12 protein-coding genes are annotated in these 15,613 nt (G+C 66.5%); 5 read left to right on the forward strand and 7 right to left on the reverse strand.

Going from position 1 to position 15,613, the window contains the following annotated elements; all coding sequences use genetic code 11:
* Positions 1-81: 81 nt before the first annotated feature.
* The 3 genes from ACT531_RS03265 (at position 82) to ACT531_RS03275 (ending at position 4,899) form a co-directional block, all read left to right on the forward strand.
* Positions 82-1,389 (forward strand): Glu/Leu/Phe/Val family dehydrogenase, encoded by a 1,308-nt coding sequence (locus tag ACT531_RS03265; protein WP_015012027.1) that lies wholly within the window; start codon positions 82-84, stop codon positions 1,387-1,389.
* Positions 1,390-1,684: 295 nt separating this feature from the next.
* Entirely contained in the window at positions 1,685-3,373 is a 1,689-nt protein-coding gene (locus ACT531_RS03270) for a class I adenylate-forming enzyme family protein (RefSeq protein WP_476016450.1), read from the forward strand.
* On the forward strand, positions 3,370-4,899 hold the full coding sequence (locus tag ACT531_RS03275) for an MFS transporter (RefSeq protein ID WP_476016451.1): 1,530 nt from the start codon (positions 3,370-3,372) through the stop codon (positions 4,897-4,899). Before ACT531_RS03270 ends, ACT531_RS03275 begins: the two co-directional genes overlap by 4 nt.
* 192 nt (positions 4,900-5,091) lie before the next feature.
* Here the strand turns inward: ACT531_RS03275 and ACT531_RS03280 are convergent, their stop codons facing one another.
* Positions 5,092-6,261: a hypothetical protein gene (locus tag ACT531_RS03280; protein ID WP_476016452.1), complete on the reverse strand. Its 1,170-nt coding sequence runs from the start codon at positions 6,259-6,261 to the stop codon at positions 5,092-5,094.
* A gap of 207 nt (positions 6,262-6,468) precedes the next feature.
* Between ACT531_RS03280 and ACT531_RS03285 the strand changes: the two genes are divergently transcribed.
* Positions 6,469-7,113, forward strand: a complete 645-nt coding sequence (locus ACT531_RS03285) for a hypothetical protein (RefSeq protein ID WP_476016453.1) — start codon at positions 6,469-6,471, stop codon at positions 7,111-7,113.
* Between the two features lie 53 nt (positions 7,114-7,166).
* On the opposite strand, the gene ACT531_RS03290 is transcribed toward ACT531_RS03285, so the two are convergent.
* From ACT531_RS03290 to ACT531_RS03310, 5 genes are all read right to left on the reverse strand, one after another.
* Positions 7,167-7,793 carry a hypothetical protein gene (locus ACT531_RS03290; RefSeq protein WP_476016454.1) on the reverse strand — a complete coding sequence of 209 codons (627 nt, stop codon included), beginning with the start codon at positions 7,791-7,793 and terminating at the stop codon, positions 7,167-7,169.
* 128 nt (positions 7,794-7,921) lie between these two features.
* Positions 7,922-9,295 (reverse strand): SH3 domain-containing protein, encoded by a 1,374-nt coding sequence (locus ACT531_RS03295; RefSeq protein ID WP_476016455.1) that lies wholly within the window; start codon positions 9,293-9,295, stop codon positions 7,922-7,924.
* A gap of 29 nt (positions 9,296-9,324) precedes the next feature.
* Positions 9,325-10,764 carry a prephenate-dependent tRNA uridine(34) hydroxylase TrhP gene (gene trhP, locus ACT531_RS03300; RefSeq protein ID WP_476016456.1) on the reverse strand — a complete coding sequence of 480 codons (1,440 nt, stop codon included), beginning with the start codon at positions 10,762-10,764 and terminating at the stop codon, positions 9,325-9,327.
* A gap of 36 nt (positions 10,765-10,800) precedes the next feature.
* Positions 10,801-11,748, reverse strand: coding sequence for a tRNA 2-thiocytidine(32) synthetase TtcA (ttcA, locus tag ACT531_RS03305; protein ID WP_476016457.1), 948 nt, complete (start codon positions 11,746-11,748; stop codon positions 10,801-10,803).
* Positions 11,749-11,924: 176 nt separating this feature from the next.
* Positions 11,925-12,989, reverse strand: coding sequence for a homocysteine S-methyltransferase family protein (locus ACT531_RS03310; RefSeq protein ID WP_291443351.1), 1,065 nt, complete (start codon positions 12,987-12,989; stop codon positions 11,925-11,927).
* A 185-nt stretch (positions 12,990-13,174) separates the two neighbouring features.
* On the opposite strand from ACT531_RS03310, the gene recQ reads away from it, so the two are divergent.
* Complete coding sequence (recQ, locus tag ACT531_RS03315; protein WP_476016620.1) at positions 13,175-15,034, forward strand: DNA helicase RecQ; 1,860 nt, start codon at positions 13,175-13,177, stop codon at positions 15,032-15,034.
* A 121-nt stretch (positions 15,035-15,155) separates the two neighbouring features.
* On the opposite strand, the gene ACT531_RS03320 is transcribed toward recQ, so the two are convergent.
* Entirely contained in the window at positions 15,156-15,584 is a 429-nt protein-coding gene (locus ACT531_RS03320; protein WP_015012009.1) for a hemerythrin domain-containing protein, read from the reverse strand.
* Positions 15,585-15,613 lie beyond the last annotated feature (29 nt).

Genomic DNA, 15,613 nt, shown 5'->3' on the forward strand with positions numbered 1-15,613 from the left:
CACAAACACACCGGCCTTGGACAGTGCCCCAGCCCAGGCATAAGCTTCGCAGCCTGAACTGATCCCACAAGGAAATTCACCATGTCAAACCCTGTCGGCGCCCCCGCCGCACAATCCCACCCCCTGCCCTCGTACCTGCAGGCCGACCACCTCGGCCCCTGGGGCAACTACCTGCAGCAGGTGGACCGCGTCACCCCTTACCTGGGCAGCCTGGCGCGCTGGGTGGAAACGCTCAAGCGGCCCAAGCGCATCCTGATCGTGGACGTGCCGATCGAGCTGGACAACGGCACCATCGCCCACTACGAAGGCTACCGCGTACAGCACAACCTGAGCCGGGGCCCCGGCAAGGGTGGCGTGCGCTTCCACCAGGACGTGACGCTGTCTGAAGTGATGGCCTTGTCGGCCTGGATGTCGGTGAAAAACGCGGCGGTGAACGTGCCTTACGGCGGCGCCAAGGGCGGCATCCGTGTGGACCCCAAGAAGCTGTCGATGGGTGAGCTGGAGCGCCTGACGCGCCGCTACACCAGCGAAATCGGCCTGCTTATCGGCCCGTCCAAGGACATCCCCGCACCCGACGTGAACACCAACGGCCAGGTCATGGCCTGGATGATGGACACGTACTCGATGAACGTGGGCGCCACCGCCACCGGCGTGGTCACCGGCAAGCCTGTGGACCTGGGCGGCTCGCTGGGCCGTGTGGAAGCCACCGGCCGTGGCGTGTTCACCGTGGGCGTGGAAGCCGCCAAGCTGACCGGCCTGGCGCTCGACGGTGCCCGCGTGGCAGTGCAGGGCTTTGGCAATGTGGGTGGCATTGCCGCCAAGCTGTTTGCCGAAGCGGGGGCCAAGGTAGTGGCGGTGCAAGACCACACCGGCACCATCTTCAACAGCAAGGGCGTGGATGTGCCCGCACTGCTGGCGCATGTGAAGACCCGTGGTGGCGTGGGCGGCTTTGCCGGCGCCGATGTGATGAAGGCCGAAGAGTTCTGGGGCGTGGATTGCGAGATCCTGATCCCTGCCGCGCTGGAAGGGCAGATCACCAAGGACAACGCGGGCCAGATCAAGGCCAAGCTCGTGATCGAAGGCGCCAACGGCCCCACGACCACCGAGGCCGACGACATCCTGCACGACAAGGGCGTGCTGGTGCTGCCCGATGTGATCGCCAACGCCGGTGGCGTGACAGTGAGCTACTTTGAGTGGGTGCAGGATTTTTCCAGCTTCTTCTGGAGCGAGGACGAGATCAACGCCCGCCTGGTGCGCATCATGCAAGAGGCCTTTGCGGGCATCTGGCAAGTGGCGCAAGAGCACAAGGTGAGCCTGCGCACTGCCACCTTCATCGTGGCCTGCCAGCGCATCCTGCACGCCCGCGAAATGCGCGGCCTGTATCCATAAGCCCTCGCCCGCCCCACGGGCCTGCCCCTTACCCGGGGCAGGCCGTCACACCACCGCCAGCCGCTGCGATCCAGCCCTGGCGGTTTTTCTTTGCCCAGGCCTTGCGCAGCCACCGTGGCTGTTGCGCCGTGGCGACGCAGCAAGCGCGCGCAACGGCCGTTCAAGGCCCCAGAACGACCGCGCAGCCGCCGCAGAAACCAAAAGATACGCACACATACAAATGGTGATCTTTCCCCCGGACCTTGCGTGAAAAACTGCCAGGACTTCGCATTCACGCCGTCTTCGGGAGATTCTGGTGGCCCTTCCATCTCTGCGCAGCCTGCTGGCGCGCTTTCTGCTCAGCCGCCTGCGCACCGCGCGCTCTGTGGCCCGTCTGGCGTACCGCCTGAATCCCCACAAACCCGCGCTCATCGACCGGCGCGGCACCCTCACCTATGCGCAGTTGCAGGATCGCGTGTACCGCCTGCAGGCCTGGATGCAGGCCCAGGGCGTAAAAAAAGGCGATGTGGTCTTCACCTGGCTGCCCGAAACCGGCGAGCAGTACGAAACCCGGCTGGCCACGTTCGAAAACGGCACCATCTTTGCGAGCTTTCACAAGCACCTTCCGGCCGATGCAGCGCTCACGACCATGGGCCGCGTCAAGCCCACGGTGTTCATCCACGACCCGTTGCTGAGCGCGCCCATCCTGCAGGCCGTGCGCGAGCAACTGCCCGGCCTGCGCATGCTGGCGCTGGGCGACGAATACGAGCGTGCCCTGGCGCAGCAGACCCCGTCGGCCGGCACTGCCGATGTGCATGAGGACGATGTGTTCGCGCTGCACATGACCTCGGGCACCACGGGCCTGCCCAAGTCCATCGGCTACAGCAACCGCAAGTACCTGGACAGCGTGCGCCTGATCTCGCGCGCCATCGACTTCAAGCCGCCCGCCAACGGGCCGGACGTGAACATGCTGGGCCTGCCGCTCACCGGCCCGGGCTCGGGCCTGGTGCTGCCCACGCTGCTGGCGGGGGCGGCGCTGGTGATGCCCGAGGACTTCCGCGCCACCACGCTGGCCGGGCTGATCCAGAAGCACCGCGTATCGCGCGCCTTCCTCTCGCCCTCGGCCATCATCGACCTGCTGGACGAGCCCACGCTGGGCCAGTACGACCTGTCGTCGCTGACCCACGTGCCGTACGGCTCGGAGATGATGCCCGCGCCCAAGATTGCGGAGGCCATCCGCCGCTTTGGGCCCATCTTTCAGCAGGGCTACGGCTGCCTGGAGGCCCTGCCCCCCATCACCTGGCTGTTACCCCACGAGCACGTGGACGCGCAGGGCCAACCACTGGGCAACGACATTCTCTCCACCGTGGGCCGTGTGATGCCGGGTGTGGACGTGGTCATCCGCGACGAACAATTTGTGCCGCTGCCCCTCGGCCAGATGGGCCTGATCACCGTGCAGACGCCGGTGCGGTTTGACGGCTACTGGCTGGACCCGGAAAAGACCAGCGAAACCCTGCGCGACGGCTGGGTGGTGATGGGAGACCTGGGTTACTTCGACGCCGCCGGTTACCTGCATGTGCTGGGCCGCAGCGCAGACCGCGTGGTGCGCAATGGCCAGGCACTGAACCCGCGCGAGATCGAAGAAGTGGCGCACTGCCACCCGGCCGTGAAGGAGGCCTGCCTGGTACAGCACGGCCCGGCCGCCGTGCTGGTGGCCAGCCTGCGGCAAAGCTGGCGCAACGACCGGGGCACCCAGGCCCTGGAGCACGACCTGGCGGAGTTTCTGGTGCAGCACCTGCCGCCCGAGATGCGGCCCGACGATGTGCGCCTGGTCACGGAGATTCCGCGCAGCTTCCTCAACAAGATGCTGCGGCGCGAGGTGCGCCTGATGCTGGAGGCCATGCCGCCGCGCAGCGGTGCGGCGCATACGGCACGCGCAGAGCCTGTGGCGGGCCCGATGGCAACGCCCCCCCGGGCCGAAGCAATGGCACCCGCACACCCATGACAGCCCCCATGAACATGCAGCCCACCCCCCCTATTCGGCTGAGCCTGGGTACCAAACTCGGCTACGCCGTGGGCAACGTCGGCCTGCAGATGCTGGTTGCGGCCATGAGCTTTCTGCTCATGATCTTTTACACCGACGTGGCCCTGGTGCCCCCGGCCGTGGCCGGTGCGGCGCTGCTGGTAGGCAAGGTGTGGGACACCATCAACGACCCGCTGTTTGGCTGGCTGACCGACCGCACGCGCTCCCGCCACGGCCGCCACCGCGTGTACCTGATCTACGGCGCCCTGCCCCTGGCGGTGGTGGCTGCCGCCGTGTGGATGGTGCCGCCGGGCCTGAGCCCCTGGGCAGCGTTTGTGTGGATCGCCGTCACCTACACCTTGTTCGACACCGTGATGACGCTGGTGCAGCTGCCCTACCAGGCCATGGCCGCCAACATGACGCAGGACTACGACGAGCGCACCAGCCTCACGGCGTTTGCATCCATGGGTGCCCTGCTGGGGTTTTTTGCGGGCAGCGTGTTCATGCCCCTGCTGGTACGGGCCGCGCCCGATGCACGCACGGGCTACGCACTGGCCGGCGCCTGTTTCGGGCTGGCCGCCGGGGTCGCTGTGGCCGTGGTGGCCTGGCGCGTGCGCGAGCCCGCCACCACCGGCGACTTATCGCCTGCGGCCCCAAACCCTCCAGCAGCCACACCCGGCTGGACATCGGTACGCAACACCCTGCTGGCCACGCTGCGCAACCGCCCGTTTGTCATGCTGGTGAGCGCAGCCGGGCTGGTGCGCCTGGGCCTCACGCTGGTGCAGGCCTCGCTCGCGTATTTCGTCATCTACCAGTTGCAGGGCGACAAGGGCGACCTGCCGCGCTTCATGGGCATCCTGCTTGCGGTGGTGGGCATCTCGCTGTTCGTGTGGAAGCGCGTGGTGGACCGGTGGGAGAAGAACCTGGCCTACATCCTCGGGCTGGTGTTCTGCTGCGCAGGGCTGGTGGCGCTGTACTGGGTGGGTCCGGGCCAGCAGGCCCTGGTGACGGGCATCCTGGTGGTGGTGGGCATCGGCATGGGCGCGCACTGGATCGTGCCGTTTGCCATGGTGCCCGACACCATCGACCACGGCCACATGCAGGCGGGCGAGCGCCAGACCGGCATGTACTACGGCCTCTATGGCCTGGTGGACAAGCTGGCGCGCACCCTGGCCACGGTCCTGGTGGCCGGCATGCTGGAGCTGACAGGCTATGTGCCCAACGTGGCCCAGTCGGCCCAGGCGCTGCAGGGCATCACGGCCATGACGGGACTGCTGCCAGCGCTGTGCCTGGTGCTAGCCATTCCGCTGCTGCTGGCCTACCCCATCACCCGCGCCCGCCATGCAGACCTGGTGCGCAGCGTGGGCGCTGCCGCCACGGCCGAGGCGGTCAGTACGACCGCAGTGGCCGCAACCCCTGCCCGCCAGAGCGAACACACCTCCCGCCCTGCGTGGGCGCCCTCTCGCACCCTGCCCAGTGGTGGGCACGACTTCGCACACAGCCGCTAGGGATCCTCTGCACGAATCGAGCGGTAAGTGGGCACTGCGGATCGGGAGGGACGGCAAGGCGCAAAACGCAGCAAAAGCCGTAGCTATTGCGAGGCTTTGCAACGCCGCAGACCGCCCGAGACCGCAGATGCACACGGCGCGGTGATTCGTGCAGAGGGTCCTCAGAGAGTTAGAGAGCTTGCAGACGCGCCCTCAGGCAGATGGCGCTGGCCCCACGGGCTCGGGCGGTAGCACACCGCGCATCGCGAGGCAGAAGGGCTGCACGCACTCGGCCCGCGCGGCGTAAGGGCAACCCACGGTCTCGCACAGGCCCGACGCGCCATTGCGCGCCCTCTCCTCTTCTCGCGGCACCTGGCCGCTGGCCTGCAGCACGGCCATCTGGGTCCAGGGGTCCAGGCGGCCGGTGGCCTGCTGCAGCATGTCGCGGCCATACACGGTGGCAGCCAGTTGCGGCTGCAGGTCCAGCACCAGCAGCGCGCTGGTGCGCGGCGCGGCAGCATCCATGCCCTGCAACACCAAGGCCATCACCCCCGATTGCAACGCTTGGCCTCCGCCCGCAAAAGGCACCTGCAGCGCACCACCCGCAGCGCTGGCGCCCACGCCCAGGTTTGCGCCAACTTGCACCGCCCCCGCGCCCGCCGCGGCGGGCGACGCCTGGGCCGCCAGCCAGGGCACCGGGGCACGCAAGGTGAGCGCCAGCCCGCGCGGCCCCTCAGGCGTCGCCACCACGCCCTGGCGCACCAGCCAGGTTTGCAGCGGCGGCTGGTCGGCATCCAGCGCGCCACTCTCCAGCGCCTGCGCCATGCCGATGGGCCAGGGCTGCGCGGCCACCACGCGCTGCGGCACCCCGGCCTGCGCGGTGACTTGTGCCACCAGGACACTCACCATTCGTAGCAGCGGTGCGCTGAGGCCCGACGCAGGCCAGGCGGTACCGCCCGTGGCGGAAGCTGCGGACGCCGATGCATTGGCGGGCGCAGTCGTGGGGGCGCCACGCGGCAGCAGCGCCGAAGCCCCCGCTGACGCAGCCCGCCCGGCGCCCTCGCCCCTTGTGCCCGGCCAATTGCCATCGGCCCCGCCCGCCCTGCGCGGGTCAAAGCCCGCCGCCAGCTGTTCGCGCGCCTGGGGCGAGATGCTGGCCTGGTCCGCTGGTGTGGGCAGCGGCCCGCCGGGCGGGCTGGGTGAGGTGACCGAGGGCGGCGGCGCGCTGGGGTCAGCCGTGTGCGGCGGCGTGGGGGCGGTGGGTGCAGCAGGTTTGGGCTTGTCCAGCCCCAGCAACGCCGTCTGCCGCTGCAGCGCCGCCTCGGCCAGAAACTGGGCCACGGGCGGCAATGACGTGCGGGACGGATCGATGGGGAGGGTCATGCCGGGCTGCCTGGGGAAGGAATGTCCGATTCTGTAGTGATTCGTGCGACGTGAACAGGCCGTGGTGCGAGCAGGCCTGCCAAGCGCATCAGCTATCAACTACATAGCAAAGGGTGCAATAAAGTCCAGCGCTACCGGAATTTTTTGCCCACAATTCGGCTCCACCGCCCGCCGCGTTGCCTCTCAGCGCGCAGCCACCCCCCCGCCATGCCCCCGCACACCACCACCCCCTCGCGCCTTGTTGATCACCCCCCCACGCCCCACACCGGGGTTGCGCCCGCACTGCTGATGGCCGTGCTGGGCTTTCTGCTGTTCAGTGGCTGGATGTATGCGCCGCAGTGGGAACGCGCCTTCCGCTCGGACGGCTCGCCGGTGTCGTGGCTGTCGAGTGCGCTGCTGCTGGCGCTCAGCATCACGGCCCTGCGGATGGTGGGGGACCGCGCCCTGCCCCGGCGGCTGGGTGCCTGGCTGGCGCTCTCGTTTTTTTCGCTGGCGCTGGACGAGCAGTTCATGCTGCACGAGCTGTGGAAGTTCCGCTGCCATGAATGGACGGACGCCTGCCGCTGGGCCCCCGTGCGCGAAGCCCCCATGCTCGCCGTGGCGGTGGTGGGCCTGCTCACCATGGCCTGGCTGCACCGCGCCTTGTGGCACCCCGGCACGCGCGCGCTGCTGTGGGCGGGCCTGGCTGTGGGCTGGCTAGCGATTGGTGTGGACCAATGGCCCGAAGTGCAAGCGCACTGGCCCCGCCTGCCCGAGCTGCCCACCCTGCTGGCCAGGCTGGAAGAAGGGCGGGAAGTGGTGGCCGAAGCGCTGGTGCTGGGGGCGTTGTTGCGACAGCCGGGGTTGCGATAAGAAGCGAACGAAGTGAAGGCTTGACGACGAAATACGCTCCGCTCACAGGAGCGTTATTCATTCCGCGGCTGTTTTTTGGCCTTCAAAGCCTCGCGCCACTTCTCAGCTGCTTGCCCCATCGATGTCTTGAGGTCAGCGTCAATGTCGGAAGTCTGGAACATGAACGCCAGTCGCTCATTGACGACAACGGCAAGCTTCTCGTTTCTGTTAATGCGGCCAATGCTATCTGCCAAGCCATGATTGAAGGCCACGAACAGGGCGGCCAGACTTGCAAGAACCAGTGACTGGTCCTCATTGGCGCGGACGGGCGGCAGCATATCGTCCAGCCATCCGAGCATCACTGCCCTACCCTGCCGGATGAGCTTGGCCTGCGATGTGTAGCCGTGAAGGAGACCGCATCGCGCAGCGTACAAATCAACGCCACGGAGTGTGTACTCTGGCCCAGACAAGGTTAAGTAGCGGTCTGCCCAGGAGATGAAGTCCTCCCGGTCTGTATCCATTTTCTCGCGTGGTCGCTCGATTCCGGATGCTATGTCGATGGCGCTCATCAGCAGCTGCGCTCCAGCGGCCATACGCTTGTTCTCAAGGCAGAACTTGATGTCGGAAATGATGTGATCGAAAAAGACCGCGTGATACAGCCGCAGGTCAAGCCAGCCGTCCGGATTCAGTTTTTCCGCCATGAGTGCTTCCAGTAAAGCATGCAGTGACACCTTTTAAAGCGTCATAGGCGAATTGTCATGCAACCGGCGCGGGGGGCTACGGCTTAAGCGCTGCCGATCCTGACCCAAAGCAGTCCAACAGCATCCCCTCACGTGCACTCCTGATCCACCCAATACCCCGCCGGAAACCACTGGCCGTTGATATTGAGGAACCAGCGCCATTCAAAGATGGGCTCAAAGCTCATGCCCCCTGGCGAAGGGGTGTCGATGCGCAGGATGTCCGCCACACCGTCGCGGTCCAGGTCGATCTCGTGCACCAGCACGGCGGCGTTCTTGCGCTGGGGCTTATCGCGGATGGGCGGGTCGGCGGGCATCATCCAGCTGGTGGCATAGCGCCTGGAGCGCACCTTCACCGCATCGGGCGGCAGCCTGCCGGGCACCACCAGGCGCACCAGCACGTCGGCCGACTCTGACACCTTGGCATAGCCGCGCACGGCAGTGGTCTCATCGTTGCGCGGGTCGTCAAAGCCCTTGCCCGGGTAGTGGCCTCCGCAATAGTGGTCTGCGTTGCTGATGTCCCAATACCGCCGACCCAAGGTGCGGGCGCCCACCAGGCCCTGGTGCGTGATGGCGTACAGCGTGAGCGCCGGGGCAAAAGCGAGGTCGGCGGCTCCCACGTCCCAAAAACCCGTCACGAATTCGATCTCCGGGCCGCTGTGGCGGTTGAAGCTGCCGTAGGGTTCCTTGGTGGGGATGACGCTGATGCGCGTGCCCGCCACGGCCGCCAGGCCATCGGCCTCGGTCTCGTGGAGCAGGGCCACACTGGCGTGGCTGCGGAAGTACGACGGGGCAATGGCAGGCAGCGTGGGCAGGGCGGCCAGGGGCGCCACGGCCGGGATGTGGTCCACGGCGCGGGTGGCCAGCTTCACACCGTCCAGCGGGTTGACAGGGCTGCCCCGGTCAATCTCTTGCTCGGGCCGCAGCAGCACGCCGCTGCGCATGAGCTTCTTGGCAGCCTCCCATTCGGGGCGCAGGGGGTACTGCACGGGCATCTCGGGCGTATGGCTTTTGGCCAGCGCGGGCAGTTGCAAGGCAGCCGGGCGCGGCAGGGCGTTGCCATAGGCCCGCATGCGGTTGGCCGACGGCGCGACCCAGAAGGCGCGGGCGGCATCTTTGCCCGCCTGGGCCAGGGTGAGGGGCTGGTCGGCCAGCAGGTTGCAGGCCACATGGGCTTGCAGGGGCTCCGCCAAAGGCGGGCCCAGCCGGGCATCGCCTGCGTAGAGCACGGCACACCAGCCGTCGCGCTCGGTGAGCTGTTGCAGCGCGGTGTTGGCGGGCACCTGGGCCACGATGCGGGCCGAGGACTGGGCCGACTCGCGCAGGTTGACCCAAGAGCCCTGCACGTAGCGCTGCTTGGCAGGAGCGACGGCTGGGGCCTGGGCGCTGGCACCGCCAGACAAAGCCACACCAAGCACAGCAGCCGCAACCACCCGGTGGGGGCTGCATTCAAAAAGAGTTGTCATGCGGGAGCCCCGGGGCGTTCTCAAAAGAATCAGACTGCCAGCGCAGGCTCTGGCTGGGCGGCGGGCGGTTGCGACTCGACCACCCGAGCCAGCAGCGCGCCGCTGTAGCGCGCAGGCAGCGGAATCCACACGCGCACGGGGCTGCCCTGGGCGACCTGCACGGGCTGGCCTTCCACGTTGCGCATTTCCTGCAGGCGCACGGTGGTGTTGCCGCTGGGGTGCACCACCTCGATCAGGTCGCCCACAGCAAAGTGGTTTTTGGTTTCCACCAGCACCCAGTCACCGCTCAGGCCCGCATCGGCCAGGCCCTCGGTGCCCAGCACCTCACCCACGTACTGGCTGCGCTGGGTGGCCGAATGGCCGCTGAGGTAGTTCTGGTAGTCGTTGCTGGGGCGGCGCTCCAGCAGGCCGCCGGTGTAGCCGCGGTTGGACAGGCCTTCCAGCTCGATCAGCAGCTCGGGGTTGAAGGGCCGCCCAGCCACGGCGTCGTCAATGGCGCGGCGGTACACCTGAGCGGTGCGGGCCACGTAGTACAGGCTTTTGGTGCGGCCTTCGATCTTGAGCGAGTCCACGCCGATCTGCGTGAGGCGCGCCACATGCTCCACCGCGCGCAGGTCCTTGCTGTTCATGATGTAGGTGCCGTGCTCGTCTTCCATGATGGGCATGAGCTGGCCGGGGCGGCCGGCTTCTTCGATCAGGTAGACCTTGTCGGCCTTGGGGTGGCGTTGGCCGCTGCCGGTGGTGGAGGCAAAGGCCTGCTCGGCCTTCTGTTGCGCAGCCTCGAAGTTGAAGTCGCCTTCCATCTTCTGCGCAACGGCTTCGCCCGTGGTGGGGTCGATGTCGGCGTCGTGTGTGGCGTAGTTCCAGCGGCAGGCGTTGGTGCAGGTGCCCTGGTTGGGGTCGCGGTGGTTGAAGTAGCCGCTGAGCAAACACCGGCCCGAGTACGCAATGCACAGCGCGCCGTGCACGAACACTTCCAGCTCCATGTCGGGGCATTCCTGGCGGATTTTTTCGATCTCATCCAGGGCAAGCTCGCGCGAGAGGATGATGCGAGACACACCCATCTTTTGCCAGAACTTCACCGTGGCCCAGTTAGTGGTGTTGGCCTGCACGGACAGGTGGATCTCCGTCTCCGGCCACTTCTCCTTGACCATCATGATGAGGCCTGGGTCGGCCATGATGAGCGCGTCAGGCTTGCAGTCGATCACGGGCTCGATGTCGCGCAGGTAGGTGCGGATCTTGTCGTTGTGCGCAATCAGGTTGCTGGTCACGAAGAACTTCTTGCCGCGCGCGTGGGCCTCGTCAATGCCTTGCTTGATCTGCTCCAGGCGGAACTCGTTGTTGCGCGCGCGCAGCGAGTAGCGCGGCTGGCCGGCGTACACCGCGTCGGCGCCAAAGTCGTAGGCGGCGCGCATCTTGTCGAGCGAACCAGCGGGCAGGAGGAGTTCGGGGGCTTTGAGCGTGGTCATGGGGTGGCCCAATCTAAAAATCGTCGGAGGTCGGGTTCAGCGGGGCATCAGGGGCAGGCCGCCGAGCATGCCCATGGCCTGGGCTGGAAACTCTTCGGCATCAAACGCCTTGTCGCCATCGGCGTCCTGCATGCCGTTGGGCACCAGGCCCTTGAAGTCGAACTGGCGTGGGTCCATGAAGTGCGAAGGCACCAGGTTGCGCAGCGCCACGGCCATGTTCTCGATGCGGCCGGGGTAGAGCTGTTGCCAGTCGCGCAGCATCTGGCCGATCTGCTTGCGCTGCAGGTTCTCCTGGCTGCCGCACAGGGTGCAGGGGATGATGGGGAACTGGCGGTGTTCGGCCCAACGCGTGAGGTCATCCTCGGCCACATAGGCCAGCGGGCGGATGATGAGGTGGTCGCCCCGGTCGCTCTGCACCTTGGGCGGCATGCCCTTGAGCTTGCCGCCAAAGAACATGTTCAAAAAGAAGGTCTGCAGCATGTCGTCGCGGTGGTGGCCCAGCGCGATCTTGGTGGCCCCCAGCTCATCGGCCACGCGGTACAGAATGCCCCGGCGCAGGCGGCTGCACAGGCTGCACATGGTCTTGCCTTCGGGGATGTGCTCCTTGACGACGCGGTAGGTGTCTTGCGTTTCGATGTGGAAGGGCACGCCCACTTTCGTCAAATACTCGGGCAGCACATGGGCCGGAAAGCCGGGCTGCTTCTGGTCGAGGTTGACGGCGATCAGCTCGAACTTGTTGCCGTTGCGCTGCTGCAGCATGCGCAGCACGTCCAGCATTCCATAACTGTCTTTGCCGCCCGACACACACACCATCACCTTGTCGCCGTCTTCGATCAGGCCAAAGTCGCCAATGGCCTGGGCCACTTGGCGCACCAGGCGCTTTTCAAGCTTGAGCGCGGCGTGCGCGGCGGCCTTGGCAGCCGCTGCGGCTGCGTCGTCGCCCTCCACAAAGGAAGAGGCGGGCGGGGTGGCGGTATCAAGCATGGGGTGAACGGACCAAACGGCGAAACGGGGATGCGCAATGAAGGGGGATTGCAAGGTTGCCGCACCCGGCGGCGCCTTGCAATGGGCTGCCGCACTGCGCTGGTACGGCATTTACTACATTTTTTATAGCTGCTTGCGCTTATTGAATAAGCGCTAGAGGACGATTTGACTCAAATTCAGGCTTCTGCGGGGTAGAACATCTTGCGCGTAGGCACATCGGCCACTGCCTTGGCAATGGCGCCGATGTGGTCTGGCGTGGTACCGCAGCAGCCGCCCAGGATGTTGACCAGCCCCTCCGCCGCGAACTCGTGCACCAGGCGGCTGGTGATCTCGGGCGTTTCGTCAAAGCCGGTGTCGCTCATGGGGTTGGGCAGGCCGGCGTTGGGGTAGCAGCTAATGAACGTGTCCTCGGCCACGCGGTTCAGCTCCTGGATGTAGGGGCGCATCAGCGTGGCACCCAGCGCGCAGTTCAGGCCAATGGCCAGGGGGCGCGAGTGGCGCACGCTGTGCCAGAAGGCGGTCACGGTCTGGCCCGACAGGATGCGGCCGGAGGCGTCGGTCACGGTGCCGCTGATGATGAGCGGCAGGCGCTCGCCGCTCTTTTCAAAGAACTCGTCAATCGCGAACAGCGCGGCTTTGGCGTTCAGGGTGTCGAAGATGGTCTCAACCAGCAGCACGTCGGCGCCGCCTTCGACCAGCGCTTCGGTCTGCTCGTAGTAGGCAGCGCGCAGGGTTTCAAAGTCGATGTTGCGGGCGCCCGGGTCGTTCACGTCGGGGCTGATGCTGGCCGTCTTGGGCGTGGGGCCGAGGGCTCCGGCCACAAAGCGAGGCTTGTCGGGCGTCGAATACTTGTCGCAAGCTGCGCGCGCCAATTGGGCGGAGCGCAGGTTCATCTCGCGCGCCAGGTGGGCCATGTGGTAGTCCTCCTGCGCCACGGTGGTCGCGCCGAAGGTGTTGGTTTCGATCAGGTCAGCCCCGGCCGCCAGGTAGCGCTCGTGGATGTCGCGGATCACATCGGGACGGGTGATGCTGAGCAGCTCGTTGTTGCCCTTCACGTCGTACGCAAAGTCCTTGAACCGGTCGCCCGCGCCATCCGGCCCGGTGTAGCCCTCGCCCCGGTACTGCGCCTCGCCCAGCTTGAAGCGCTGGATCATGGTGCCCATGGCGCCGTCGAGGATGACGATGCGTTGGGCGAGGATGTCGGGCAGTTGCGCGGCGCGCGTGTAGTGGAGGGCTTGCATAGGGCGCTATTGTAGAAAGCCGGCCCCTCGCCCTCTTGCAGCGCACAATATGCGCCTGCCGCGCACGGGGCCAAGACCAGGCACGGCAAAGGATTTTGGCCTTATTGGCACCAAGCGCTGGATTCGTATGCGCTGGCAGCTATCAATTTCAGAGTATTCGTTTGTCTCCTCGCCTGTCCCCCGCACTGTCCCCTGCCCATGCCGTTTTGCAGGCCGTTTTTGGCTACGAGCAGTTTCGCGGTCCCCAGCAGGCCATCGTCGAGCATGTGATCGCGGGCGGCGATGCGCTGGTGCTCATGCCCACGGGCGGCGGCAAGTCGCTGTGTTATCAGGTGCCAGCCATCGTGCGCCAGCAGCAGGGGCGTGGGGTCACCATCGTGGTCTCGCCGCTGATTGCGTTGATGCACGACCAGGTGGGCGCGCTGCACGAGGCGGGGGTGTCTGCCGCGTTTCTCAACTCCACGCTGAGCTATGACGAGACGCTGGACGTGGAGCTGCGGCTGCAGACTGGCGACATCACACTGCTGTATGCCGCGCCCGAGCGGCTGAACACGCCCCGGTTCCTGGGCCTGCTCGACAGTCTGTACCACGGCGGTCACCTGTCGCTGTTTGCCATCGACGAGGCGCACTGTGTGAGCCAGTGGGGCCACGACTTCCGCCCCGAATACCGCGCGCTCACGGTGCTGCACGAGCGTTATGCGGGCGTGCCGCGCATTGCGCTCACGGCCACGGCCGATGCGCTGACGCGCGCCGACATCGTGGAGCGGCTGCAGCTGGAGGGCGCGCAGCACTTCGTGAGCAGCTTTGACCGGCCCAACATCCGCTACCGCATCGAGGAAAAGAAGGAGCCGCTGGCGCAGTTGCTGCGCTTCATCGAGCGCGAGCACCCGGAGGACGCGGGCGTGGTGTACTGCCAGTCGCGCAAGCGCGTGGAGGAGATGTCGGCCGCACTGGTGGACGCGGGCCTCAAGTCCCTGCCCTACCACGCCGGCCTGCCTGCTGAGGTGCGCCAGCAGAACCAGGACCGCTTCCTGCGCGAGGAAGGCATCGTGATGGTGGCCACCATCGCGTTCGGCATGGGCATCGACAAACCCGACGTGCGCTTTGTGGCGCATGTGGACATGCCCAAGAACATCGAGGGCTACTACCAGGAGACCGGCCGCGCAGGCCGCGACGGGCTGAACGCCGACGCCTGGATGGCCTACGGCCTGCAGGACGTGGTGAACCAGCGCCGCATGATCGACGAGAGCCCCGCGAGCGAGGAGTTCAAGCAGGTGATGCGCGGCAAGCTCGATGCGCTGTTGGCCCTGGCCGAAGCCACCGATTGCCGGCGCGTGCGGCTGCTCGGCTATTTCGGGGAACACTCCACACCCTGCGGCAACTGCGACAACTGCCTGAACCCGCCTGCGGTGTGGGACGGCACGGATGCCGCCCGCAAGCTGCTGTCCACCATCTACCGCGTGCAGCAGGCCAGCGGCCTGAGCTTTGGCACCGGCCACATCATGGACATCGTGCGCGGCAAGGACACCGAGAAGGTGAAGCAGTTTGGGCACGACAAGGTGTCCACCTTCGGCGTGGGCAAGGAGTATTCCGAAGCGCAGTTGCGCGGCGTGCTGCGCCAGCTGCTGGCCACCGGGGCCGTGGGGCTGCAAAAGGTGATGCTGGAAAGCGGACACAGCTTCGACACGCTGAGCCTCACCGAAGGCTCCCGCCCCGTGCTCAAGGGGGACGTGCCCGTGCTGCTGCGCGAATCCACGGCCAGCGCGCCCGCCAAGCGCACGCGCCGCAGCACGGCACCGCCCGCCGCTGCCGCCAACCTGGGGCCCGATGCCCAGGCACGCTTCATCAACCTCAAGGCCTGGCGCGCCGAGGTGGCACGCGAGCACAACCTGCCCGCATATGTGATCTTTCACGACGCCACACTGGCTGCGATTGCCGAGCGCAACCCCGCGTCCCTGGACGACCTGCAGGGTATCAGCGGCATGGGGGCGAAGAAGCTGGAGGCTTACGGGGCGGAGGTGCTGAGGGTGTGCCAGCAAGGCTGACGCTCTGCGCTAAAGACCGAGTCCGCAACAAAAAAACCGGCCTCTGGGGCCGGTGAAGGGAGGTGCCCTCAGGCCCTACCGATGGATGGGGAACGGCTGGAGCGCCCAGCCATTGGGCCTATCAATGGCAATCAGCGGTTTCTTCCTCTTCGATGCGTGGATAAAAGTCGTGGTCCTCGCGCTGCATGCGTTCAAACACGCGGCGCAGCACCACATTGGCTTCACTGCGAAAGCCCTCGGCATCGCGCCGAACCTGTTCGGCAGTGTTCCAGCGGCGTGCGAAGGCGTCGTAGGCGCTGGCAATGGAGGCCATCTCGCTCTGGTACTGGCGCCCCATGCGCGCCAGGTCTGCATTGCCGCCGCGCTGCAGTGCGGGGTACAGCACCTGGTCCTCTACGGCCAGGTGCAGCTTGATGGTGCCGCTCATCGCAACGATGCCCTGGGCGATGGTCGTGGCGTTGGCCTCCACACCGGCATGGGCCAGGGCGCGCAAGGTGGCGATGCTGCGCAGGATGTCGGTGTGCTGGTGTTTGAATTTGTCGAGGTTCATGTTCGCTCCTTGTGGGATGAATAAGGGCC

The organism is Acidovorax sp. DMC1 (assembly GCF_056314325.1).

Excerpts from the sequence above, each read along its gene's own strand:
- ACT531_RS03265 (WP_015012027.1), top strand. The coding sequence starts at position 82 with ATGTCAAACCCTGTCGGCGCCCCCGCCGCACAATCCCACCCCCTGCCC.
- ACT531_RS03275 (WP_476016451.1), top strand. The coding sequence starts at position 3,370 with ATGACAGCCCCCATGAACATGCAGCCCACCCCCCCTATTCGGCTGAGC.
- ACT531_RS03280 (WP_476016452.1), bottom strand. The coding sequence starts at position 6,261 with ATGACCCTCCCCATCGATCCGTCCCGCACGTCATTGCCGCCCGTGGCC.
- ACT531_RS03285 (WP_476016453.1), top strand. The coding sequence starts at position 6,469 with ATGCCCCCGCACACCACCACCCCCTCGCGCCTTGTTGATCACCCCCCC.
- ACT531_RS03290 (WP_476016454.1), bottom strand. The coding sequence starts at position 7,793 with ATGGCGGAAAAACTGAATCCGGACGGCTGGCTTGACCTGCGGCTGTAT.
- ACT531_RS03295 (WP_476016455.1), bottom strand. The coding sequence starts at position 9,295 with ATGACAACTCTTTTTGAATGCAGCCCCCACCGGGTGGTTGCGGCTGCT.
- trhP (WP_476016456.1), bottom strand. The coding sequence starts at position 10,764 with ATGACCACGCTCAAAGCCCCCGAACTCCTCCTGCCCGCTGGTTCGCTC.
- ttcA (WP_476016457.1), bottom strand. The coding sequence starts at position 11,748 with ATGCTTGATACCGCCACCCCGCCCGCCTCTTCCTTTGTGGAGGGCGAC.
- ACT531_RS03310 (WP_291443351.1), bottom strand. The coding sequence starts at position 12,989 with ATGCAAGCCCTCCACTACACGCGCGCCGCGCAACTGCCCGACATCCTC.
- ACT531_RS03320 (WP_015012009.1), bottom strand. The coding sequence starts at position 15,584 with ATGAACCTCGACAAATTCAAACACCAGCACACCGACATCCTGCGCAGC.